This window comes from Pseudomonas sp. NPDC078416, assembly GCF_050268485.1.
In the GTDB taxonomy this organism is placed as follows: Bacteria; Pseudomonadota; Gammaproteobacteria; order Pseudomonadales; family Pseudomonadaceae; genus Aquipseudomonas.
Genome location: NZ_JBNNGV010000002.1, coordinates 56,079 through 79,998 on the forward strand (window position 1 = coordinate 56,079; position 23,920 = coordinate 79,998).

Below are 23,920 nucleotides of genomic sequence, written 5' to 3' on the forward strand. Positions count from 1 at the left end.
GTAGGAGCGCGCTTGCCCGCGAATGCGATCTGCCTGAGCCAACAATGGCGCCTGACACACCGCATTCGCCAGCAAGCCGGCTCCCACAGGTTTTGTGCCTGACGCTGAAATCCAGCCTAAGCAAATCCGTTGTAGGAGCGCGCTTGCCCGCGAATGCGATCTGCCTGAGCCAACAATGGCGCCTGACACACCGCATTCGCCAGCAAGCCGGCTCCCACAGGTTTTGCGCCTGGTGCTGAAATCGCGGGCAAGCGCGCGCCTACGATGAGCTGCGGCCGCATTGCATCACCCGGGGCGGCAATTCACTCCAGCCGCAAGAACCGCATCAACTCTTCCTTCTGGGCCATCGCGTCGCGGCGGCCCAGTTCGATGAGCTCGCTGCAATAACCCGACTCGAACAGCAGATAGCTCAGCACCCCTGCCCCGCTGGTCTTGGTCGCACCGGGGCCGCGCAGAAACGTGCGCAGCGCCGGGGGCAGTTCGCGGCGATGGCGGGCGGCGATTTCGTCGATGGGCTGGCTGGGCGAAATCACCAGCACTTCAACCGGCGCCAGGGACTGAATGGGCGTCGATTCTGACGACTGCGGCCTGGGCACTTCGGGCCCAGGCAACATACGGCTGACCAGATTCAGCCGCTCCAGCAACTCAATGTCACTCTCAAGGCTGTCAATGAACGTGCTGTTGAGCATGTGCCCGCCGATCTGCGCAAGGCTCGGCTGCGTGCCACGGACCGCGCGCGGCACAGGCGGATTCGCGCCGGGGCCACGGGGGTTGCCGCTGACGCCCACCACCAGCACGCGGTTAGCGCCCAAGTGCAACGCCGGACTGATCGGCGCTGACTGCCGCACCGCGCCGTCACCGAAATATTCCTGCCCCAGCTTCACTGGCGCGAACAGCAAGGGAATCGCCGAACTGGCCAGCAGATGGTCGATCGTCAAGCGCGTCGGCAGGCCGATCCGGCGGTGCCGCAGCCAGGACTCGATTGTGCCTTTGCCCTGATAAAACGTGACCGCCTGCCCCGACTCATAACCAAACGCTGTGATCGCGACCGCGCGCAGATGCTTTGCTTCGATGGCTTCCTGGATGCCGTCCAGGTTGAGCCGCGCGGTCAGCAGATCCTTGAGCGGCGAACTGTTGAGCAGCGCCACCGGCACCTGTTGCCGACCGATGCCCAACAGGCTGCGACCGAAGAACCGCGCGGCCTGCCGGACGACACCGGCCCAGTCGCTGCGCAATACCTGATGGCTGCGAAAGCCCTGCCAGAAGTCGGTCAGTTCGTGGATCGCCGTGCGAAATTGCGCGGCGCCGCTGGCCAGCTTCACCGCGTTGATCGCCCCGGCGGAGGTGCCGACGATGACCGGAAAAGGGTTTTTGGCGCCGACGGGCAGCAGGTCGGCGATGCCGGCGAGCACGCCCACCTGATACGCCGCGCGGGCACCGCCGCCGGACAGGATCAGCCCGGTGACGGGCTCGACGCCGGAAGGTAGGGCTGAGGCGTCGCGCACCGATTGTTGTTCTATGGCGCTGGTCGTCATGGGTTTTCAGCTCTTGGTTCAGCCACGCTTCTTGTACAGCTTCGGCTCACCCGGCGGCCGGCTCTTGAAACGCCGGTGCGCCCATAGGTACTGCTCGGGGCAGGCGGTGACGGCGCGCTCGACCCATTGATTGATGCGAATGCAGTCCGCCTCGTCGCTCTCCCCCGGAAAATCGCTCAGCGGCGGATGGATCACCAGCCTGTAGCCACTGCCATCGGCCAGACGCTCCTGAGTGAACGGCACGACCAGCGCGTGGCCGAGCTTGGCAAATTTACTGGTGGCCGGCACAGTGGCCGCCTGAATGCCGAACAGCGGCACGAAGATGCTCTGCTTGGCGCCGTAGTCCTGATCCGGCGCATACCAGATCGCCCGGCCTTTGCGCAGCTGCTTGATCATGCCGCGCACGTCTTCGCGCTCTACGGCAATGGAATCCATGTTGTGCCGCTCTCGGCCACGCCGCTGCACGTAATCGAACAGCGCGTTCTTGTGCTCGCGGTACATGCCGTCGATGGTGTGCTGCTGACCGAGCAGGGCTGCGCCGATTTCAAGGGTTGTGAAGTGCAGGGCCATGAGGATCACGCCCTTGCCGTCCAGCTGCGCCTGCTTTAAATGATGAAGACCTTCGATGTGGGCCAGCCTCGCAAGACGGGGTTTGCTCCACCACCAGCTCATGGCCATCTCGAAAAAGGCGATGCCGGTGGAGGCGAAGTTTTCCTTGAGCAGGCGTTTGCGCTCGGCCTTTGAATACTGGGGGAAACACAGCTCGAGGTTGCGCGCGGCAATCACCCGTCGATCGGTCGCCTGGTAGTACATGACCCAGCCCAAAGCACGGCCAACCACCAGCAACACGCGAAACGGCAACTGCACGATCAGCCAGAGCAAGCCCAGCCCCAGCCACAGCAGCCAGAAGCGGGGATGAAGAAAGTGAGCTCGAAAACGCGGGTGATCCATTACAGCTTCCGTCAGGACAAAGGCGGGCATTCTACATCGGTTCGCGCGGATCGTGCCGCCGTCGGTTGCGCCTCCCTTGCGGCTGGCGGGCGTTATCGTTATAAGTCTCGGCACTTTTAGCGACAAGCCGCTGTATGCCGACATGAGCCAAATCGAATTGCAAGACAAGGACCCCGTGTTTCAGTTGAAGGGCAGCATGCTGGCCATCACTGTGCTGGAACTGGCCCGCAACAACCTCGAAGCGCTGGATCGTCAACTGGCGGCAAAAGTCGCCCAGGCGCCGAACTTCTTCAGCAATACACCGCTGGTGCTGGCCCTCGACAAACTGCCGCCGGATGAAGGCGCCATCGACCTGCCGGCGATGATGCGCATCTGCCGTCAACATGGTCTGCGCACCCTGGCCATCCGTGCCAACCGAATTGAAGACATCGCCGCCGCCATTTCCATCGACCTGCCGGTGCTGCCGCCTTCAGGCGCGCGCGAGCGACCGCTTGATCCGACGGAAGGCGAAGTCAAAAAGAAGCCTGAAATCATCGAAAAGCCGCCCGAGCCGCTGATAAAGCCGACCAAGATCATCACTGCCCCCGTGCGCGGCGGTCAGCAGATCTACGCCCAGGGCTCGGATCTGGTGGTGATTTCCTCAGTCAGCCCCGGCGCCGAACTGCTCGCCGACGGTAACATTCATGTGTACGGCCCGATGCGCGGCCGAGCGCTGGCGGGGATCAAAGGCGATACCAAGGCACGAATTTTCTGCCAGCAAATGGTCGCCGAACTGATCTCCATCGCCGGTCAGTACAAGGTGTCCGAAGACCTGCGCCGGGATCCGCTGTGGGGGGCCGGTGTGCAGATCAGTCTGTCCGGGGACGTGTTGAACATCACCCGTCTTTAACGGATACTGCGCCATTTTTAAGCCACTCTGATTCGTCGCGAAAACGACGCGAAGGCACCGGGACGTTCGGGATATTTTTTTGTTTTCCCGAACAGGAATTCCTTTCACGGGTTCCGATCACCGCCCTCGCCCGCTTTAGTTGCGCCGTCACGAGGGGCTCTTCAGGGACTCAACGTCCTTTTCCTCTAGGGGTGATACACCTTGGCCAAGATTCTCGTGGTTACATCCGGCAAGGGTGGTGTGGGCAAGACCACCACCAGCGCCGCCATCGGTACCGGTCTCGCATTGCGCGGCCACAAAACGGTCATCGTCGACTTCGACGTCGGCCTGCGTAACCTCGACCTGATCATGGGTTGCGAGCGTCGCGTCGTTTATGACTTCGTCAACGTAGTCAACGGCGAAGCCAACCTGCAGCAAGCGCTGATCAAGGACAAGAAGATCGAAGGTCTTTACGTCCTCGCCGCCAGCCAGACCCGTGACAAAGACGCGCTGACCAAGGAAGGCGTGGAAAAAGTCCTGATGGAACTCAAGGAAACCTTCGAGTACGTCGTCTGCGACTCCCCTGCCGGTATCGAAACGGGCGCTCACCTGGCGATGTATTTCGCCGACGAAGCCATCGTCGTGACCAACCCGGAAGTGTCCTCGGTTCGTGACTCGGACCGCATGCTGGGCCTGCTGGCCAGCAAATCCCGTCGCGCCGAGCGTGGCGAAGACCCGATCAAGGAGCACTTGCTCCTGACCCGTTACAACCCTGAGCGCGTGAGCAAGGGCGAGATGCTGGGCGTTGAAGACGTCAAGGAAATCCTCGCCGTGACCCTGCTGGGCGTGATTCCGGAGTCCCAGGCCGTACTCAAGGCGTCCAACCAGGGCGTGCCGGTCATCCTTGATGATCAGAGCGACGCTGGCCAGGCGTACAGCGATGCCGTTGACCGTCTGTTGGGTAAAGACCGTGAGCACCGCTTCCTGGACGTACAGAAAAAAGGATTTTTCGAACGCCTGTTCGGGGGTAACTGATGAGCATTTTTGACTTCTTTCGTGCCAACAAAAAGCCCAGCACCGCGTCGGTAGCGAAAGAGCGTCTACAGATCATCGTGGCGCATGAACGCGGCCAACGCAGCACCCCGGATTACCTGCCTGCCTTGCAAAAGGAGTTGGTCGAGGTGATCCGCAAGTACGTCAATATCGGTAACGATGACGTGCATGTCGCCCTTGAAAACGACGGCAGCTGCTCGATTCTGGAACTGAATATCACCCTGCCTGATCGTTGATCGAGAAGGCAGTCGCCACGGCGGCCCGGTTGCCTGACTCCCTTTGCGGAATCAGGTAAGCGCGCCGCCGTTGGCGTTCCTGAAGACCTGTTTTCTGCGCCGCGATGGCTGTCTTGATCGTGCTGCGCCTGTTTGAGTGATGAGGCGTTCCATGCCGCTGTCCAACGTTCATATCCTCCATCAGGACGACGCTGTCCTGGTGGTAAACAAACCCACCCTGCTGCTTTCGGTCCCTGGTCGCGCTGACGATAACAAGGACTGCCTGATTACCCGGCTGCAGGAAAACGGCTACCCCGAGGCGCGCATCGTCCATCGGCTGGACTGGGAGACGTCGGGGATCATTTTGCTGGCCCGAGACGCGGACACCCACCGTGAGTTGTCCCGGCAGTTTCATGACCGCGAGACGGAGAAGGCCTACACGGCGCTGGCCTGGGGCCAGCCAGACCTGGACAGCGGCAGTATCGATCTGCCGTTGCGCTACGATCCGCCGACCAAGCCGCGTCATGTGGTGGATCATGAGTTCGGCAAGCATGCGTTGACGTTCTGGAAGGTGCTGGAGCGGTATGACACCCATTGCCGGGTTGAGCTGACGCCGATCACAGGGCGGTCGCATCAGTTGCGGGTGCATATGTTGTCGATCGGGCATCCATTGTTGGGCGACGGTTTGTATGCGCATCCGGAGGCGCTGGCAGCGTACCCGCGGTTGTGTCTGCACGCGAGCATGCTGGCGTTTACCCATCCGGGGACAGGTGAGCGGTTGCGGTTCGAGTGTCCGGCGCCGTTTTGATTTTGTTAGTCAGAACAGGGTGAAGATCAAGAACATCTGCCTGACGGCAGATCATTTCGCCTTCGGCGACTTACTTTTGAAAAGCACCAAAAGTAAGCAAAAGTGCCTGCTCCTGGTTGGGCCCGACTTCGTCGGGTTCCCTCACTCCGACGATGCTCCGTGGGCCCGCGCCGAACGGACATCCATGTCCTGACGGCGCTCTCGCCGCATCCATGCGGCTCGACCCACTCCACATCGTCTGCGCTCGGCCTGCACCAAAGTCGCGTTTTGCGGTGTCTGGACTTTTTGCGTATGAAGATCAAAAGCACAGCAACAGCAACAGCAACAGCAACAGCATTCGCGAGCAAGCTCGCTCCCACAGGGAGGGAGTCAGGCTGCAGAACTGCCAGCGCCCAGACTGGCCCCTTCCCGGCTGAAGCCGGTCCCACTAAAAAGCACCGCGTACGGTCAGTGGGACCGGCTTCAGCCGGGAAGCTTTTGATCTTGATCTCCGTACACAAAAAGCCCAGTCACCGCCAATCGCGACTTGGGTGCAGGCTGAACGCAGGTCTCGCGCAGTGGGCCGAGCCGCATGGATGCGGCGAGAGCGCCGTCAGGACATGGATGTCCGTTCGGCGCGGGCCCACGGAGCGAGACCGGAGTGAAGGAACCCGACGAAGTCGGGCCCAACCAGGAGCAAGCACCCTTGGTTACTTGGGGATGGTGCGACTTTCGACTTTTCCAAGTAACTCGCCGAAGGCGAAACAGCCTGCCCCCAGGCAGGCGCTCTTGATCTTAAGGATCTTGATCTTGATCTCGATCAAAACCCCTTTTGGCCTGTAAACTCCCGCCCATTGCTGCCTGGAGTAACCTATGCGCGAAGAGTTGAATCAGGGCCTTATCGATTTCCTGAAGGCCTCCCCCACCCCCTTTCATGCCACCGCCAGCCTCGTCCAACGCCTCGAAGGCGCCGGCTACCAGCGCCTCGACGAACGCGAGCCCTGGTACACCGAGGCAGGCGGCCGCTACTACGTCACCCGCAACGACTCCTCCATCGTTGCCTTCAAACTCGGTCGCCTGTCGCCCCTCACCGGCGGCATTCGCCTCGTCGGCGCCCACACCGACAGCCCGTGCCTGCGCGTCAAACCGCAACCCGAACTGCAACGCCAGGGCTTCTGGCAACTGGGCGTCGAAGTCTACGGCGGCGCGCTCCTTGCCCCGTGGTTTGACCGCGACCTCTCCCTCGCCGGCCGCGTCACCTTCCGCCGGGACGGCAAAGTCGAAAGCCAACTGATCGACTTCAAGCTGCCCATCGCGATCATCCCCAACCTCGCGATCCACCTCAATCGCACCGCCAACGAAGGCTGGGCGATCAACCCGCAGACCGAACTGCCGCCGATCCTGGCCCAGGTCGCCGGTGACGAACGCCCCGACTTCCGCGCCCTGCTGACCGATCAACTGGCCCGCGAACACGGTCTGAACGCCGACGTCGTCCTCGATTACGAACTCAGCTTCTACGACACCCAAAGCGCCGCCGTCATCGGCCTCAACGGTGACTTCATCGCTGGCGCCCGGCTCGACAACCTGCTGTCCTGCTTCGCCGGGTTGCAAGCGTTGCTCAATGCCGACGGCGACGAAACCTGCCTGCTGATCTGCACCGACCACGAAGAAGTCGGCTCCACGTCCGCCTGCGGTGCAGACGGGCCGATGCTGGAGCAAGTGCTGCAACGTCTACTGCCGGAAGGTGACGATTACGTCCGCACTATTCAGAAATCCCTGCTGATCTCCGCTGACAATTCCCACGGCATACACCCCAACTACGCTGAAAAGCACGACGCCAACCACGGCCCGAAACTCAATGCCGGCCCGGTGATCAAGGTCAACAGCAACCAGCGCTACGCCACCAACAGCGAAACCGCCGGGTTCTTCCGCCACCTGTGCATGGCCGAAGAAGTGCCGGTGCAGAGCTTCGTCGTGCGCAGCGACATGGCCTGCGGCTCGACGATCGGCCCGATCACTGCGGGCCACCTCGGCGTGCGGACCGTCGATATCGGCCTGCCGACCTTCGCCATGCACTCGATCCGCGAACTGGCGGGCAGTCAGGATCTGGCGCATCTGGTGAAGGTGCTGTCGGCGTTCTATGCGAGTGCCGAGTTGCCTTGATCTCGAACCCCCTTTGAGCGCAGGCCGATCCATGTCCTTCACGGGTCATGGAAACGGCCTGCACCTCGCGCTGTCCGGACTTCACAATTCCCCCTCGCCACACCCCCTATCCCCTCGTAAACTCATCCGCCTCTGCTTGCCCCGGCACGGCTCCCACACCGCGCCACCCCAAGCGCCTGTCTATTCGAGGTTTGTTTCCAGGTGATCGCTCCCACCCGCCTTTCCGTTCTCCCCCGTCTGTTCCTGCTATGCCTGCTGGCGCTGTTCCCGTTTGCGTTGACGCACGCCGCCGGCCTGCCGAGTCTGCTCAGTGGCGGCGACAAGACGCAGCCCCAGGCCCAGGAGCCGTTGGGGCAGTCCCTGGACGAGGTCATTACGTCGCTGGAAAACGATCAGCAGCGCAGCAAGTTGTTGGATGACCTGAAGAAATTGCGGGACGCCACCAGGAAAGCGCAGCCGACCGTGGAGCAAGGCGTGCTGGGCCTGATCGGCAGCTCGCTCGCCGAACTGGAAAAACAGTTCACCGGCGCAGACAGCCCCCTCAGTCGCTGGGCGGACGAGGCGGCGCTGGCGCAGGACGAGTTGATGGCGCTGATGCTGCCGGCCAACCAGTGGTGGCCGATCATTTGGGGCTTTGCCGTGGTGCTGGCGATATGGGGGTTGCTGGCGGCGGCGTTGATCTGGCTGGGCCACAAGGTGCGCTTGCGCTTCGGCCTCTCCGCCGAGCTTCCGCAGCACCCGCGCCTGTCGGACATGCTGCGCTTCGCGCTCCGCAAGCTGGGCCCGTGGCTGGTGGCGCTGGTCATCACGATCTACCTGAGTTACTCGCTGCCGCCGTCGCTGGGCCGGGATCTGGCGATGGTGCTCGCTTACGCGCTGGTGGTCGGCACGCTGTTCTCCGCGGTCTGTGTGATCGCGTTCTCACTGCTGGATGGGCCGCATCGCCATCAGGCGCTGTACATCCTGCGGCATCAGGCGTTTCGGCCGCTGTGGTGGATCGGCAGCTTTGCCGCGTTCGGCGAAGCGCTGAGCGACCCGCGTCTGGTCGCCAGCCTTGGCGTGCACCTGGCGCACACCGCCGCGACCCTGGCCAACGTCATGGCCGCGCTGTCCACCGGCCTGTTCATCATCCGCTTCCGTCGGCCGATCGCGCATTTGATCCGCAACCAGGCGCTGGAGCGCCGCCTAAACCGTCGCGCCCTGAGCGACAGTATCGAGGTCATCGGCTCGTTCTGGTATCTGCCGGCCCTGGTGCTGGTGGGCGTGTCCCTGTTCGCCACGTTTTTCTCTGCGGGCGACACCAGCACTGCATTGCGTCAGGCGCTGATCTGCACCGTGCTGCTGGTGTTGTGCATGGTCATCAACGGCCTGGTGCGGCGTCATTCACTCAAGCCAAGCCATGCGCACAAGCGTCACGCGCTGTACTCGGACCGCCTGAAAAATTTCTTTTATACCGTTGCGCACATGCTGATCTGGCTGGTGTTCATCGAACTGGGCCTGCGGGTCTGGGGGCTTTCGCTGATCCGCTTTGCCGAAGGCGACGGCCGCGATATCAGTCTGCGGCTGATCGGGCTGGCGGCGACGCTGATGTTTGCCTGGCTGATCTGGATTCTCGCCGACACGGCAATTCACCACGCCCTGACCCGCTCGCGCAAAGGCCTGGCCAATACCCGCGCGCAGACCATGATGCCGCTGATCCGCAACGTGCTGTTCGTGACCATTTTCGTCATCGCGCTCATCGTCGCCCTGGCGAACATGGGCATGAATGTGACACCGCTGCTGGCCGGTGCCGGTGTGATCGGTATCGCCATCGGTTTCGGCGCGCAGTCACTGGTGGCGGATCTGATCACCGGGCTGTTCATCATCATTGAAGACTCGCTGGCCATCGACGATTACGTGGACGTCGGCGGGCACCTGGGCACTGTCGAAGGCCTGACCATCCGCACCGTGCGCCTGCGCGACATCGACGGCATCGTCCACACCATCCCGTTCAGCGAGATCAAGAGCATCCAGAACTACTCCCGGGAGTTCGGTTACGCGATTTTCCGCATCGCGATTCCGGCGAGCATGAACATCGACGACGCACTGAAGATGGTCCGCGACGTCGGTCAGAAAATGCGCACCGACCCGTTGCAGCGGCGCAATATCTGGTCGCCGCTGGAGATTCAGGGGGTGGAGAGTTTCGACTCGGGCAACGCCATTCTGCGGGCGCGCTTCAAGACCGCGCCGATCAAGCAATGGGAAGTGTCGCGGGCGTTCAACCTGTCGCTCAAGCGTTATCTGGACGAAGCCGGCATGGACCTGGCGACGCCGCGCCTGAACGTGCAGGTCAGCACCAGTGGCGGGCGTGTGAGCAAAGTGCGCGAGAAGAAGGACGACGCGTCGGCGTAAGCAGAACTAGATATCTGCCACCACCGCGCTCACATGTATCGCGTCATGGCGCCAGTATTCCAGGTCGCAATCGATCAGCCGTCCGCGCTGGTCGTGGTTGACCCGGGCGATGCGCAGGCCCGGACTGCCGATGGAGACTTTCAGCGCACCCGCCGCTTCCACGGGCAACGCCGTGGGCACCATCTCGAAACGCACCTGGCCGTAGCGAATGTCGTAATGGCTGGCGTAGAGCTCGGTCAGCGACTGGTTCAGGTCCAGTTCGAGGATGTGCGGAAAGTAATCGGGATTGAGGTAGTGTTCGACGTAGAGCACCAGCCGTTCATCAATCCGGCGGGCGCGGCAGATCTGGATCACGCTGGACAACGCCGGCAATTGCAGCAACCCGCAAATCACCGCCGGAGCCGGTTGCAGCCGCGCGGATATCACCTGGGTCGCGGGCACTCGGCCCTGAGCCTGGACCATCGCGTGAAAGTGGCTGCGGCGCATCAGGTCATAGGCCAGCCGCGGCGGAGAGATGAACCAGCCACGGCGCTCCTCGCGGTAGATCAGGCCCTGAGCCTCGAGTTGCACCAGCGCCTCGCGCAACGTAATGCGTGTGGTATCGAAGACCTCGCTCAACTTGCGTTCAGCCGGCAACTTACTGCCCGGCGGCAACAGACCGTGTTCGATCTGTTCTTGCAGCGCGTTGCAGATGGTCGTCACCGCTCGGGGCATTTCTTCGCGCATTACGTTACCTATCTGGACTAGACCAGCGCTATTTAAGGGCAGTGTCGCTCGCTGACTGGCCCGTTTCGGTGCTCCAGAGCCTAGGCAGCGTAGATGACCGTTGCGTGACATTCCAGCCAGGAACGGGCGCAACACCAGCGCTTAGCAAATCATCCGGGCCTTTCAGATCAGGCGCTTGAGCATGGTCTACGCTCATTTCACGGCGATCACCGGGGCTCTGACTTGCTTCAGCAAGAGTCGGTCCAGACACGAAAGCGTCATGTTACTGGCCTAACTTGGCTCAGGTATTGCTGACCTAGACCAACCATCCGCAACGAACACTTCTATGAGTCCGTCGAGAAGTGCACAAAGGAGCTTCGAATGAAACACCTTTTGCTGGCATCACTCCTGGGTTCGGCCATCGCGCTGAGCACTTCGGCCATGGCCGCCGACACCGATCTCAAAACCCTCGAAGCCGCCGCCAAGGCCGAAGGCGCGATCAACAGCGTGGGCATGCCCGATGACTGGGCGAACTGGAAAGGCACCTGGACCGACCTGACCGCCAAGTACGGTCTGGTGCACATGGACACCGACATGAGCTCGGCCCAGGAAGTGGCCAAGTTCGATGCGGAAAAAGACAACGCCAGCGCCGACATCGGCGACGTAGGTGCAGCGTTCGGCCCGATCGCTGTCGCGAAGGGCGTCACTCAGCCCTACAAGCCGAGCACCTGGGCGCAAGTGCCTGACTGGGCCAAGGATAAAGACGGTCACTGGGCGCTGGCCTACACCGGCACCATCGCTTTCATCGTCAACAAAAAGCTGCTGCATGGCTCGGACGTACCGACCAAATGGGCTGACCTGAAGAACGGCAAGTACAAGGTCACCATCGGTGATGTCAGCACCGCGGCTCAGGCTGCCAACGGCGTGCTCGCCGCTGCGATTTCCATGAAGGGCGATGAAACCAACCTCGCACCGGGCCTGCAACTGTTCACCGAACTGGCCAAGCAGAAGCGCCTGGGCATCAACAACCCGACGATCCAGTCGATGGAAAAGGGCGAAGTGGAAGTGGGCGTGGTCTGGGACTTCAACGGCCTGAGCTACAAGGCCAAGATGACCAATCCTGACGACTACGTTGTGCTGATCCCGTCCGACGGTTCGGTGATTTCGGGCTACACCACGATCATCAACAAATACGCCAAGCACCCGAACGCCGCCAAGCTGGCCCGTGAATACATCTTCAGCGACGCCGGCCAGATCAACCTGGCCAAGGGCAACGCGCGCCCGATCCGCGCCGAGCACCTGACGCTACCGCCAGAGGTGCAAGCCAAGCTACTGCCTAACGAGCAGTACAAGAACGTGACACCGATCAAAGACGCTGCAGCGTGGGAAAAAACCTCGAAGGCCCTGCCACAACAATGGAACGAGCAAGTCATCGTCGAGATGCAGTAATAGGCGAACGGCGCTTCAGAAAAGGGGCGCCGTTTTCACAGTCACCCCCAGCCTTGCAGGAGTGAGCTTGCTCGCGATTTCGGTGTGTCAGTCAACCTGTCTGTCGCAGGCATACCGCAATCGCGAGCAAGCTCACTCCCACAGTAATGTTTGGCGATCCACCCTCCGGAGAGGCCATGAAACACAACGTCATCCTCATCCTGCTGGACGGCCTGAGTTACAGCGTGGCGCACCATGCGATGGGGCATTTGCTGGCCTACCGAAATGCAGGCCGCGCGGCGTTGTACAAACTCGAATGCGAACTGCCGTCGCTGTCCCGCCCGCTGTATGAATGCATTCTGACCGGCGTTGCGCCCATCGACAGCGGCATCGTGCACAACCAGGTTTCCCGGCTTTCCAACCAGCGCAGCGTGTTCCATTACGCCACCGACGCCGGACTGACCACCGCCGCCGCGGCGTATCACTGGGTCAGCGAGCTGTACAACCGCAGCCCGTTCATTGCCGCACGCGACCGCCACACCGACGACGCCGACTTGCCGATCCAGCACGGCCACTTCTACTACGTCGATCACTACCCCGATTCCCACCTGTTCGACGACGCCGAGCATCTTCGAACGGTCCACACACCAAACTTCCTCTTCGTCCACCCGATGAACATCGATGACGCCGGCCACAAGCACGGCCTCGACACCCCGCAGTACCGCAACAGCGCACGCTCCGCCGACATCATCCTCGCCGAGTACCTGCAGCGCTGGCTGGATGCGGGCTATCAAGTGCTGGTGACCGCCGATCACGGGATGAACAACGACCGCTCCCACAACGGCGTGCTGCCGGAAGAACGTGAAGTCCCGCTGTTCGTGCTCGGTGACGCCTTCAGCCTCGACCCGGAAGCGCGACCGAAACAGACCGAGATCTGCGGCACCGTCTGCGAGCTGCTCGGCGTGCCCCACGACAAACCCGTGTGCAGAGAGGTGCTCAAGTAAATTCACAAAGCCGCGGCAAATGGCTGGCGCTGTTGTGCCTTGTGCCGTTTGCGGTGTTCTTCATCGCCTTTCAGATCGCGCCGCTGGCCTGGGTGGCGATCAACAGCCTGCAATCGGACGCCGGCTGGGGCATCGACAACTTCATCAAAGCGTTCAACTCGCGGTTCTACCGCCAGGCCATGCAGTACAGCCTGGAGATCAGTTTCTGGTCGAGCCTGATCGGCATCGTCATCGCGATCCTCGGCAGTTATTCCCTGCGCAAAGTGCCGTCACGCCTGCGGGATTTCGTCAGCGCCTTCGCCAACATGACCAGTAACTTTTCCGGGGTGCCGCTGGCGTTTGCCTTCATCATCCTGCTCGGTTTCAACGGCGCGCTGACGCTGATTCTGAAACAGGCCGGGATCATCGATGACTTCAACCTGTACTCGAAAACCGGCCTGATCATCCTCTACACCTACTTTCAGATCCCCCTGGGCGTGCTATTGCTCTACCCCGCTTTCGACGCACTGCGTGAGGACTGGCGGGAGTCGGCGTCACTGTTGGGCGCCAGCGGCTGGGATTTCTGGCGGCACATCGGGATTCCGGTGCTGACGCCTGCGCTGCTCGGCACCTTCGTGATCCTGCTGGCCAACGCGCTGGGGGCCTACGCCACGGTGTATGCGCTGACCACCGGCAATTTCAACGTGCTGCCAATCCGCATCGCGGCAATGGTCGCGGGTGACATCACCCTGGACCCCAACATGGCCAGCGCCCTGGCGATGATTCTGGTGGGGATGATGACGCTGGTCACGGTCGTGCATCAGTGGTTGTTGAAGAGGAGCTACCATGTCTCGCGCTGAACGCCGCCCGCCGGGGCTTTACCACCGCGTCGTGGTGTACCTGCTGTTTTTGATTCTGCTGGCGCCGCTGCTGGGCACCTTTGTGTATTCGATCGCCACCAGTTGGTCGGCGACGATTCTGCCCGACGGCCTGACCTACAAATGGTACGTCGCCCTGTGGAGCGATCCGCGTTTTCTGCGCGCGTTCGGTCAGTCGTTACTGGTGTGCGTCGGCGCCCTGGCGCTGTCGGTGGTGCTGATTCTGCCGCTGCTGTTCGTCGTGCATTACCACTTCCCCAAGCTCGACGCGCTGATGAACATCCTCATCCTGCTGCCCTTCGCGGTGCCGCCGGTGGTGTCCTCGGTGGGCCTGTTGCAGCTATACGGTTCGGGGCCGCTGGCGATGGTCGGCACGCCGTGGATTCTGATCGGCTGCTACTTCACCGTGGCACTGCCGTTCATGTACCGGGCGATCACCAACAACCTGCAGGCGATCAATCTGGTCGACCTGATGGACGCAGCGCAGTTGCTCGGCGCCAACACTTTTCAGGCCGCGTTTCTGGTGGTGCTGCCGAACCTGCGCAAGGGCCTGATGATCGCCCTGCTGCTGTCGTTCTCGTTCCTGTTCGGCGAATTCGTTTTCGCCAATCTGCTGGTCGGCACCCGCTACGAAACCCTGCAGGTGTACCTCAACAACATGCGCAACAGCAGCGGTCACTTCAACAGCGCGCTGGTGATTTCCTACTTCTTTTTCGTACTGCTGCTGACGTGGGCGGCCAACCGACTGAACAAGGACAAAGACTGATATGAGCTTCGTCAGTGTCGAAAACCTGCAGAAGAACTACGGCAGCACAGCGGTCTTCAGCGACATCAATTGCGAAATCCACAAGGGCGAATTCGTCACCCTGCTCGGCCCGTCCGGATGCGGCAAATCCACCCTGCTGCGTTGCATCGCCGGGCTGACGTCGGTGACTAGCGGCCGGATCTTCCTCGACGGCAAGGACCTGGTGCCGATGTCGCCACAGAAGCGCGGCATCGGCATGGTGTTCCAGAGCTACGCGCTGTTTCCCAACATGAACGTGGAACAGAACGTCGCCTTCGGCCTGCGCATGCAGAAGGTCAGTACCGACGAAATGAAGCAACGGGTGGCCGAGGTGCTCAAGCTGGTGGAGCTGAACGAGTTCGCCACGCGCTACCCGCATCAGCTCTCGGGCGGGCAATGTCAGCGTGTGGCATTGGCGCGATCCTTGGTGACCCGCCCTCGCCTGCTGCTGCTCGATGAGCCGCTTTCAGCCCTCGATGCGCGAATCCGCAAACACCTGCGCGAGCAGATTCGCGCCATTCAACAGGAACTGGGCCTGACGACGATTTTCGTGACCCACGATCAGGAAGAAGCGCTGACCATGTCCGACCGGATTTTCCTGATGAATCAGGGCCGGATCGTGCAGAGCGGCGACGCCGAAACCCTGTACACCGCGCCGGTCGACGCCTTCGCCGCCGGCTTCATCGGCAACTACAACCTGCTGGAAGCCGATGCAGCCAGCTGCCTGATGCAGCGCCCGATCAACAGTCGCGTGGCGATTCGCCCGGAAGCGATCCAGTTGAGCCTGACCGGCTCGCTGGAAGGCGAAGTGCGCAGCCACAGCCTGCTGGGCAACGTGATCCGCTACCGCGTCGAGGCCCGGGGCGTGGAACTGGTGGTCGACGTGCTCAACCGCTCGGCCAGCGACTTGCACCCGAACGGCCAGCGCGTCACCCTGCACATCGAAGCGTCGGCGCTGTGTGAAGTCGCATGAATTCGACGCCAACCCTGTAGGAGCGTGGCTTGTCCCGCGATCGGCGGGGAACCCGCCGTGAAACCTGCGATGGAGCTCAGAATGACACACCGCATTGGCCTGTGTTGCTGCCGGTTCCCGGCAGATCGCGGGACAAGCCACGCTCCTACAGTTGATCTGCGTGTAAATGATTTTAGAGGACAGCTTTAATGGCTTTAGCAATTTTCGATCTGGACGAAACCCTGATCCACGGTGACTGTTCAAGCCTGTGGAGCGAGCAGATGGGGCGGCTGGGCTGGGTCGATCCCGAGTGGTTCATGAAGAAAGACCACGAACTGATGGAAGCCTACGGCAAGGGTGAACTGGCCATGGAAGATTACATGGCGTTCAGCCTGGACCCGATGGTCGGGCGCACGCCGGAGGAAGTGGATTTTCTGGTGGGGCCGTGGGTCGAGGATTACATCGAGCCGATCATTTTCAGCGACGCCACCAAGGCCATCGCCGAGCACCGCGCCGCCGGGGATCGCATTCTGATCATCTCGGCATCGGGCGTGCACCTGGTCAAGCCCATTGCCGAGCGCATCGGCGTTGATGAAGTGCTGGCCATTGATCTTGAACTCGCCCATGGCGTGTACACAGGTAAAACCAGCGGCGTGCTCACCTACCGCGAAGGCAAGATCACCCGCCTGATGGCGTGGCTGGATCAGGAAGGCGAGAACCTTGAGGGGGCGAGTTTCTATTCGGATTCGCGCAACGATCTGCCGCTGCTGCAGAAGGTAGACTTCCCCCATGTGGTGAATCCGGATCCGGTATTGCGGGAAGCGGCGGAAAAGGCTGGATGGCCGATTCACGCGTGGAGATGACGCAGAGCCCCTGACTTGAGGCCTCTCCTACGGCAGGTCACCCATGCCAGTCTTCCCGCATCCGACCAGCGGGCGCCAAACCTGTCAATTGTGACAGTAGCCAGAGAGGTCACCGCAGCGCCAAATGACTCCTGCGCATAGACCGACAGGAGTCAACACCATGGCCATTAAAGCCCGCTCGCAATACTTCCCCATCCCTGCCCATATTTCACAGACCGTCGCCAAACTGGCGGCAGACCCCATCTTCCTCGACAACGCCCGGGCTGCCAGCGCATTACTGATCCCGCCGGAGATCGACGCAGTCAATGGGCCGATTCCAAGCCCTCCGGCATTACCTGACCTTGAAGTCTGGGGCGTCAACGAAGGCGCTGCGGTGACCACGCACGAACAGGGGTTGAAGGTGCACGTACCGGCTTGGTCAGATATGAATAAAGGCGACAGCGTAAACCTTCTTCTGGAAGATCTGACAGTGGCTACCGACACGATCAGATCAGACGCCCAGGTCGGTGAACGACTCAGCCTGTTCATCGCGGATGAGCGTCTGGCTGCCGGCTCTCAGGCCGTGTCCTACAAGGTGACGCGCTTCGGTCAGCAGCCCGAGGCGTCGGCCAAAATGAACATTTACGTCAAACTCACGCCACCGGGTGGCCCCGATAAAGACGGCACCGACCAAGGCCACTCCGAGCTGGTCCTTACGCTGCCAGAAGAAATATTGCAGAACGGTGTCGGCGCCGAAGAAGCGGAAGAAGGGGTTATCGTCAAAATCGACCCCTACCCCGAAATGGCCTTGTTGGACCACATCAAATTGTCATGGGGCGGCATCTTTGTTGATCATTACGTTACGGAGGAGGAAGTTGGAAGCTCGCTGGAAATCACCGTTGACAAGGACACCATCCTGAAAGCTGGCGATTCGGGGGCGAACAGCCTTGCGGTCGCGTTTATGGTCTACGACGTCGTCCAGAACCCCTCCTCGGACTGGAGCGCTGAAGCGCTCGTCACGGTGGACACCGGAAACGCCCGGTTCGACGCGCCCATCGTCAAAGAGGCCCGCAACAGACAACTGAATCTTGAGACCCTAAACGGCAAAGACGCCACTTTGCAGCTGTGGGTACCCGTTGGGGGAAAATTCGAGGTCGGAGACAGGATTTGGGCCAAGATGGTCGGCACTACAACAGAAGGAATTGAATTGAGTTGGACCGCCGCAGAGCCCGATGTGGTGGATAATCTGCCCCAAGTCCTTGAAATCTCCGTACCCAATGACCGCATTCGATTACTTGCCAAGACACAGGCGGTGTTCAGCTATGAAGTCGAGCACCAGAGCGCCGAAGAAAGGCTGAGATCCAAAGGCGAATTCATCAGCATCATCGGCGAACCGGTAAGGCTTGCCGCGCCGATCGCCGAGGAAGAGCAAGGGGGTGCTCTTGACCCTGAGCTTGCGACCGCACACGTCAAAGTGCCATGGGACGATGCCTTCCAGAAAGGGGACATGGTTGTCCTTCGCTGGATTGGCACTTACCCCGACTACGGTCCCTACGATCCGGTACTGGACGCCCACTTTGTTTCTGCTGGCGACACGACCGACCAAGAGCCCATCATCTTCGCCGTACCAGGCAAGCATCTGAAGGAAATTGAAGGGGGGACTGTTGATCTTTTTTACGTTCTGGCCAAAGACGTGGACGGTGTCACGCTGGAACGTGAATCCGCCCATACCGGGCCACTGAACGTCGGTGAGGCACGCGCCGAATTGAGGGCGCCTATTGTGGAGGGCATTGTAGATAACGCCCTCCCCCCTGATCACTCAGACACAACGCTAAAAGTGGTGCCGTACAGAGGGATGGCTATCCGCGATGAGATCCACATCACATGGGATGGCAGCATCACGGGCAAATATCTCAATAACCTCCCTGTGACCAGTCTCAACCAAGACAAAGAGGTTGTCTTTCCCATCAAGGACGATCTGGTTAAAGACAACGAAGGGGTCAAAGTAGCCGCCTCGTACAAAGTCGTTCGTGCGAATGGCGATACAAGCTACTCGGATGTTCTTGAATTCAGCGTGGGAGAGCCAGTGGCTCTCGACCCACCCGTCTTCACCAGCGTCAAGGATTCCGCAGGCAACGAGATCCCGGAAGGCGGGTCAACCGCGGATAAGACAGTGACCCTCACGGGTACAGCCGCTGCAGATCAAACGCTGCGGATCCTGGATGGGGAGATCGTAGCTGAGGTCGGTATAAACGCGGACGGGGAATGGGAAACGACGCTCAACGACTTGGCAGTGGCGGCGCACAGAATCGAAGCGGTCGCCAACTACACCTCCAGTCCGCCGTCAGAGGTTTATAACTTCACCGTGGCCGACACAGCACGCCCCGTCATCACCCGGGTTACGGACTCCAAGGGCGAGTTGATACCCAATGGGGGCTCCACTTCCGATACCAGCGTGACCTTGTACGGTACCTTTGGTGCCAGTCCCATCTCACCCAGTCCGGCCATCATCAGCGTCAAAGACTCCGCAGGCAACATCATCGCCAACGGCGGATCCACGGCCGCTGACAGCGTGACCTTGAACGGTACCGCCGCAGAAGAATGAAGAGTTGATCGATCAGATGATTCGCGGTGTCGATGGGACAGCGAAGCAATCGAACGCCTGTGAGGCTGACCAGCGCCAGCATGGGTATTGATGTCCGATTAACGTGCCGGCCGGCAATCGGGCTGGCCCCGGGGACGAACAGTGCGGCGGGCAGCGCAGGTGCCGTCCTCCGCCTGTCGCGATGATCAGCCTGTTTGAAAGCTTCCAACCGGTTCTTGAAAAAACCACACGTTACACAGGGATCATTTCAGCAAGGAGCTCGTCATGAGACGCAGACTACGCACACTCTTTCCACCCCTTGACCGGAGCTACAAGGCAGCTGCGCTGCGGCCGCTATTGATCGGCGGGATGATCACGCCGGTAGAAGGCGGAGACGGTGGCATCAACGCCGATATTGGCTGTGAGGACTTTGTCCTGATCGCGATCGACCCTTGGCAGGGAATGCGTGAGAACGACCACCTGGATGTCTACTGGGACACCGATCTTGTCGCGATCTATGACGTACTGCCAGAGGACATAAATGAGCGCATCGTTCTGACGGTCTCGGGCGAATACATCAAGGATGGCTGGGTCGAAAAAGTGTTTTATCGCCTGACCCACGCCGACACTGGCCGATCAGACGATTCGGGCGCCCTGCGGGTCAAGGTCAAGCTCGAAGCGCCCGGCGGTTTTGACCGTCATCCTGCATTGCCAGGACACTCTGAACTCAAAGCGCCCGTGCTACCCGCTGACATTGTCGAAAACGGCGTGGATGCGGCGTGGGCGCAACGCGGCTTCCCGCTGGTTATCGAGACTTACCCCGATCGCATGGCCCGGGACACTATTAGCCTGGCATGGGGTGACGTCGTCATCGCGCATCTGGTCAGCGAAGGCGAAGCGGCCGGTGACGACCCCATCGAAATTCCTGTCGACCAGGCGACGATTCTGGCGGCCGGTGACAGCGAAAACCTGCTCGTTGACTATGAGGTGTATGACGAGGTCTATAACTTCGCTACGCCTCGTTCAATGCAGACCATCGTTTCGGTAGAAGCCGGCGCCTGGCGGCTGGAAGCGCCGATCATCGGCAATGGCACGCCCACTATCGATCTGGAGGATCTGGGAAGCGACAGCGTGCCTGTTTACATCAAAGTAACCGAGGAGAACTTCGCGCTGGAGGATGTCGTGGAAATGACATGGCGCGACGACAATGCCGCAAACGAGCAACCGGCGTTCACCTACTCGTTCACCATCGACAACCTCTCTCAGATCTATCAAGTTGACGTGCCCAATGCGCACATCCGCGCCCTCCTTGGCGGTAAAGGGCGGGCTACCTACGTGTTGAAAAAAATCAACGGTGCGCCGTGGTTGTCTTCGAAACGAGCGACCGTCAGCATCGTCGGCCATGTACCGCTGCCGGCGCCGAACATTATCGAGCTGATTGGCGACACCCTGGCGCCTGATGAAGAGCGAGCCCATGTCGAGATCCCGAATTACGGGATGGAGATCGGCGACTTCATCGTGTTGAAATGGCTGGGGACCCAATCGAACGGCTCGATCCACCTGCATGAGGACACCCATAACGTTACCGGCAATGAGGCCGGCGGTCTCGAGCGGGTATATTTCCCGGTGATGGGCGAACACATCAGCATCCTCAATAATGGCAGCCTTGATGTCAGCTATACCGTGAGCAACGACAGCTGGCTGAGCGCCGATACACGCCGTTCCGAGCATCTGCTGGTCAAGGTCGGCCAGCACTCTGCGCAGCTCCCGGCCCCCACTGTCGTGGAAGCTCCTGACGGAGTGCTGGACCCGGAACAGTACCCCGAAAGCGCCACCCTTCGCATCGCGTATGAAGGAACCCGGGCTGGGGACACTATCACCTGGTATTGGAAAGGCATCTCCGATGAAGGCAGCGGCACGGATTCGTTTCCCATCACGACAGGCACTGCGGGCAAACCGCTGGACTTCCCCATTGCCAGGGCACTGATCGAGCCCAATATCAATAACGAAGTGAGGGCGCTGTACACACTCAAGCGCGGCACAACCGGCCTGTTTGAGTACTCGGCAACGCTGAATCTGGTGATCGGCAAGCTCATCGGCGAATTGCTGGCACCCACCGTCGTGGAGGCCAGAGACGGCGTACTTGACCCGATGGCCGCGCTGAACGGCGCCACCGTACAAGTACGTTACGCCAGCATGGAGGAGGATAAAGACGTCATCACACATCTCTGGCTGGGAAGCCCGGGCGCTGGCACGCCTGCTGATGAGACAAAGCCCGGTGCCGCCAGCGGGCTGGTCGAGTTCTCGGTACCCGCAGCGGTGGTCGGAGCGAATATTGGCCGTGAAGTCAGCGTGTCCTATCGCGTCAAACGCTACACCGCCGAGAAGCAGTCCGATGTATTGCGATTGCCCATACTGCCCTTCGGCAACCCTGACAAGGACCTGCCGCACCCGGCCATTACCCAGGCCGACAGCCAGACGTTGACGCTAAACCTGGCGACGTTCACTGGCAACGCCACCACCGCGGTCGCCAAATGGCCCTTCAGCGCTTCGGGCCAGCGAGTCTGGCTGCGGATTGAGGGAGAAACCGGCAGCGGCGGTCCGTACGCAATCACGCTACTGGACGGCGCCGTACTCACCAGCGCTCAAGCCTCTGACGGCCTGTCCGTCACCCTGCCGCGCACTGAACTGGAAAAGCTTGGTCAGGACACTCGCCTGACAGTGATCTGCAACGTTGCCTTTGACGGCACCGCCAGTGAAAGCGGCGCAGTGCCTTTTCCACGGGTGGCCTACGCCTTCAAGCTGCACCATGACTGGGTCAAGCCGCAAATCGTCAGTATCAAGGACGGCAAAGGTGAAGTGGCTGATGGAGGGACCACATTCGATACCGACTTAAGCATCAGCGGCACCTCCACCCTCGAAACCGAGCTGGAAATTCTCGACAGCACCACGCGGCTCACGACGGTTAAATCCAACGGCAGCGGCGCCTGGAGCGGGAGCCTGCAAGGGCTGACAGTGAAAAGTTACAGCCTTACAGCCAACGCGCTTGATGGCAGCGGCCTGGTTTCTTCGCCAAGGCGCCTTGAAGTGCTGGCCAACGTGAAGCCTGTTATCAACCAGGTCCTGGACTCTCGAGGACCGGTCAGCGATGGCGGTACGACCGTAGACACCAGCCTCACGATATCGGGCAAGGCAAGCCCTGATCGGCAGGTCGAACTGTTTGACAACGGCGTATCAAAAGGCGCTGCCAACACGAATGGATCGGGCGAATGGTCTCTGACCGTTTCAGCACTGAGCGTGGCGTCGCACGCGTTCAAGGCCAAAGCCCTGTATGGCACGCAGCCTCAGTCTGATATCTGGACGGTGATCATCGCTGCAGCCGTGACGCCGACCATCACTCACATTCGAGACATGCAAGGCGCTGAGATTCCGCCTGATGGTTTCACTGTGGATACCGGTGTGGCTCTGACCGGCACCGCCAGTGCAGGTCTTGAGGTGGAGATCTTTGATGGCGCTGCGTCTCGGCAAAAGGTAACGGCCGACGCAGGCGGGCAATGGACACTGACGCTTACAGGCCTGAGCGTGGCGCAGCATGACATGAAAGTCCGGGCCAACTACGGGAGCAATCCGGAATCCGCCGTGCGAAAATTCACCGTGACCGCAGTGGTCACTCCCACCATCACCAGGGTTGAGGATCCACAGGGCAACGCCGTGAGCAACGGTGGCTCGACCTACGCCAATACGGTCACCGCCTCGGGCAAGGCCTCAATCGGTCAATCAGTAGAGGTGTTCGACGGCGCCTCGTCCAAAGGCACTGCCAGCGTGAACGCCAGCGGCGACTGGTTGCGGTCAGTGAGTGGCCTGTCGGTCGGCGCCCATAGCCTGACCACCAGAGCGTTGTACGCGAATAATCCGGTGTCCTCACCGTGGACGTTAAACGTCCAGGCTGCCACGGCGCCCACGCTCAGTGTGCGCGACTCACGGGGGGAGATCCGTCAGGGGAGCACCACGACGGAAACCACGGTGACGGCGTCAGGCACGGCAGTGGCCAACGCGCAGGTAGAAGTCTTCGACAACAACGCGTCCAAAGGCACCACAACGGCGGGGGGTGGCGGCGCCTGGAGCCTGTCTGTGGGAGTGGCCCTCGGTTCCCACAGCATCAAGGCTGTCGGGAAATATGCCGACAATCCTTCATCGGAGACTCGCGACTTCAGGGTGGTATCGCCGATACCGGATTTTGTGCTGGATACGTCGCCTGTGTCGCTGAATGGAGCACTTTGGGGGCTGTCAAGTTATCCAGGCCATGCTCCCTTGAGCTGGCCAGCTGGAACTACTTATCGTAGGAACCCTTCCAGCGGGGCGGCGCCTTACAGTTACACGTCGAGCGACTCTTCAAAAGTGATGGTTGATAGCACCGGGTTCATCAAATCGGTATCAAACGGTACGGCAACGATCAATGTGCAAGACCAGCAAGGCCGTCGAGGCAGTTACACCGTGACGGTTTCGAATGTGACCATGGTGACCGGAATTGGTAAACGTGATTACAAAGATGCGAACAAGCGGGCTGCGGAGCGTGGGTTACATCTGATGAATATGGACCAGCTTCGTAATATCTACAGCCAGTACGGAAACAGGTTTCCCATGGGGGACATGCCGTACTGGTCAACCAATGGAGCGGGATTCCTGCAGAACTACACCAAAAACATGGTCACGGGTGTGGAAGATACGGGAATCGTCACGTTACCTGGCAGTTACTGCGGCGTTCTGGCCATATGAGGGGAATCGGGAGGGCCTGAAGGGG

At 60.7% G+C, this 23,920-nt stretch carries 17 protein-coding genes; 14 read left to right on the plus strand and 3 right to left on the minus strand.

Annotation, left to right across the window (positions count from 1 at the left end; translation table 11 throughout):
- Positions 1-302: 302 nt before the first annotated feature.
- Entirely contained in the window at positions 303-1,535 is a 1,233-nt protein-coding gene (locus ACQKEN_RS04140; RefSeq protein WP_427683886.1) for a patatin-like phospholipase family protein, read from the minus strand.
- Positions 1,536-1,553: 18 nt separating this feature from the next.
- Positions 1,554-2,486, minus strand: coding sequence for a lipid A biosynthesis lauroyl acyltransferase (locus ACQKEN_RS04145; protein ID WP_427683888.1), 933 nt, complete (start codon positions 2,484-2,486; stop codon positions 1,554-1,556).
- 142 nt (positions 2,487-2,628) lie between these two features.
- On the opposite strand from ACQKEN_RS04145, the gene minC reads away from it, so the two are divergent.
- The 6 genes from minC to ACQKEN_RS04175 all read left to right on the plus strand — a co-directional run bounded on the left by minC (position 2,629) and on the right by ACQKEN_RS04175 (position 9,963).
- Positions 2,629-3,375, plus strand: coding sequence for a septum site-determining protein MinC (gene minC / locus ACQKEN_RS04150; RefSeq protein ID WP_074890214.1), 747 nt, complete (start codon positions 2,629-2,631; stop codon positions 3,373-3,375).
- A gap of 201 nt (positions 3,376-3,576) precedes the next feature.
- Complete coding sequence (minD, locus tag ACQKEN_RS04155; protein ID WP_037013830.1) at positions 3,577-4,389, plus strand: septum site-determining protein MinD; 813 nt, start codon at positions 3,577-3,579, stop codon at positions 4,387-4,389.
- On the plus strand, positions 4,389-4,643 hold the full coding sequence (gene minE, locus ACQKEN_RS04160) for a cell division topological specificity factor MinE (protein WP_037013831.1): 255 nt from the start codon (positions 4,389-4,391) through the stop codon (positions 4,641-4,643). The genes minD and minE overlap by 1 nt, the downstream gene beginning before the upstream one ends.
- Before the next feature lie 151 nt (positions 4,644-4,794).
- Positions 4,795-5,430 carry an RluA family pseudouridine synthase gene (locus tag ACQKEN_RS04165; RefSeq protein WP_133773139.1) on the plus strand — a complete coding sequence of 212 codons (636 nt, stop codon included), beginning with the start codon at positions 4,795-4,797 and terminating at the stop codon, positions 5,428-5,430.
- 852 nt (positions 5,431-6,282) lie between these two features.
- On the plus strand, positions 6,283-7,572 hold the full coding sequence (locus ACQKEN_RS04170; protein ID WP_074890571.1) for a M18 family aminopeptidase: 1,290 nt from the start codon (positions 6,283-6,285) through the stop codon (positions 7,570-7,572).
- Between the two features lie 201 nt (positions 7,573-7,773).
- On the plus strand, positions 7,774-9,963 hold the full coding sequence (locus ACQKEN_RS04175; RefSeq protein WP_427683892.1) for a mechanosensitive ion channel domain-containing protein: 2,190 nt from the start codon (positions 7,774-7,776) through the stop codon (positions 9,961-9,963).
- Between the two features lie 6 nt (positions 9,964-9,969).
- On the opposite strand, the gene ACQKEN_RS04180 is transcribed toward ACQKEN_RS04175, so the two are convergent.
- Positions 9,970-10,689 carry a UTRA domain-containing protein gene (locus ACQKEN_RS04180; RefSeq protein WP_427683893.1) on the minus strand — a complete coding sequence of 240 codons (720 nt, stop codon included), beginning with the start codon at positions 10,687-10,689 and terminating at the stop codon, positions 9,970-9,972.
- Positions 10,690-11,049: 360 nt separating this feature from the next.
- Here ACQKEN_RS04180 and ACQKEN_RS04185 point away from each other — a divergent pair, with 360 nt between their 5' ends.
- The 8 genes from ACQKEN_RS04185 to ACQKEN_RS04220 all read left to right on the plus strand — a co-directional run bounded on the left by ACQKEN_RS04185 (position 11,050) and on the right by ACQKEN_RS04220 (position 23,895).
- Positions 11,050-12,117 (plus strand): ABC transporter substrate-binding protein, encoded by a 1,068-nt coding sequence (locus tag ACQKEN_RS04185; protein ID WP_427683895.1) that lies wholly within the window; start codon positions 11,050-11,052, stop codon positions 12,115-12,117.
- Positions 12,118-12,293: 176 nt separating this feature from the next.
- Positions 12,294-13,100: an alkaline phosphatase family protein gene (locus ACQKEN_RS04190; RefSeq protein ID WP_427683897.1), complete on the plus strand. Its 807-nt coding sequence runs from the start codon at positions 12,294-12,296 to the stop codon at positions 13,098-13,100.
- Positions 13,079-13,939: an ABC transporter permease gene (locus ACQKEN_RS04195; RefSeq protein WP_427683899.1), complete on the plus strand. Its 861-nt coding sequence runs from the start codon at positions 13,079-13,081 to the stop codon at positions 13,937-13,939. Before ACQKEN_RS04190 ends, ACQKEN_RS04195 begins: the two co-directional genes overlap by 22 nt.
- Positions 13,926-14,723, plus strand: a complete 798-nt coding sequence (locus ACQKEN_RS04200; protein WP_065986852.1) for an ABC transporter permease — start codon at positions 13,926-13,928, stop codon at positions 14,721-14,723. Before ACQKEN_RS04195 ends, ACQKEN_RS04200 begins: the two co-directional genes overlap by 14 nt.
- A gap of 1 nt (position 14,724) precedes the next feature.
- Complete coding sequence (locus tag ACQKEN_RS04205; protein WP_427683901.1) at positions 14,725-15,714, plus strand: ABC transporter ATP-binding protein; 990 nt, start codon at positions 14,725-14,727, stop codon at positions 15,712-15,714.
- Positions 15,715-15,902: 188 nt separating this feature from the next.
- A complete protein-coding gene (locus ACQKEN_RS04210) occupies positions 15,903-16,556 on the plus strand; it encodes an HAD family hydrolase (protein WP_427683903.1) in 654 nt (217 codons plus the stop codon).
- A 160-nt stretch (positions 16,557-16,716) separates the two neighbouring features.
- Positions 16,717-19,140 carry a hypothetical protein gene (locus ACQKEN_RS04215; protein WP_427683905.1) on the plus strand — a complete coding sequence of 808 codons (2,424 nt, stop codon included), beginning with the start codon at positions 16,717-16,719 and terminating at the stop codon, positions 19,138-19,140.
- 264 nt (positions 19,141-19,404) lie between these two features.
- Positions 19,405-23,895 (plus strand): hypothetical protein, encoded by a 4,491-nt coding sequence (locus ACQKEN_RS04220; RefSeq protein WP_427683907.1) that lies wholly within the window; start codon positions 19,405-19,407, stop codon positions 23,893-23,895.
- Positions 23,896-23,920: the final 25 nt, after the last annotated feature.

Bases quoted from the DNA above. Each gene is read 5' to 3' on its own strand.
- ACQKEN_RS04190 (WP_427683897.1), top strand. From the start codon at position 12,294: ATGAAACACAACGTCATCCTCATCCTGCTGGACGGCCTGAGTTACAGC.
- ACQKEN_RS04220 (WP_427683907.1), top strand. From the start codon at position 19,405: ATGAGACGCAGACTACGCACACTCTTTCCACCCCTTGACCGGAGCTAC.
- ACQKEN_RS04165 (WP_133773139.1), top strand. From the start codon at position 4,795: ATGCCGCTGTCCAACGTTCATATCCTCCATCAGGACGACGCTGTCCTG.
- ACQKEN_RS04145 (WP_427683888.1), bottom strand. From the start codon at position 2,486: ATGGATCACCCGCGTTTTCGAGCTCACTTTCTTCATCCCCGCTTCTGG.
- minC (WP_074890214.1), top strand. From the start codon at position 2,629: ATGAGCCAAATCGAATTGCAAGACAAGGACCCCGTGTTTCAGTTGAAG.
- ACQKEN_RS04180 (WP_427683893.1), bottom strand. From the start codon at position 10,689: ATGCGCGAAGAAATGCCCCGAGCGGTGACGACCATCTGCAACGCGCTG.
- ACQKEN_RS04205 (WP_427683901.1), top strand. From the start codon at position 14,725: ATGAGCTTCGTCAGTGTCGAAAACCTGCAGAAGAACTACGGCAGCACA.
- ACQKEN_RS04215 (WP_427683905.1), top strand. From the start codon at position 16,717: ATGGCCATTAAAGCCCGCTCGCAATACTTCCCCATCCCTGCCCATATT.
- ACQKEN_RS04210 (WP_427683903.1), top strand. From the start codon at position 15,903: ATGGCTTTAGCAATTTTCGATCTGGACGAAACCCTGATCCACGGTGAC.
- ACQKEN_RS04185 (WP_427683895.1), top strand. From the start codon at position 11,050: ATGAAACACCTTTTGCTGGCATCACTCCTGGGTTCGGCCATCGCGCTG.
- ACQKEN_RS04140 (WP_427683886.1), bottom strand. From the start codon at position 1,535: ATGACGACCAGCGCCATAGAACAACAATCGGTGCGCGACGCCTCAGCC.
- ACQKEN_RS04170 (WP_074890571.1), top strand. From the start codon at position 6,283: ATGCGCGAAGAGTTGAATCAGGGCCTTATCGATTTCCTGAAGGCCTCC.
- minE (WP_037013831.1), top strand. From the start codon at position 4,389: ATGAGCATTTTTGACTTCTTTCGTGCCAACAAAAAGCCCAGCACCGCG.
- ACQKEN_RS04200 (WP_065986852.1), top strand. From the start codon at position 13,926: ATGTCTCGCGCTGAACGCCGCCCGCCGGGGCTTTACCACCGCGTCGTG.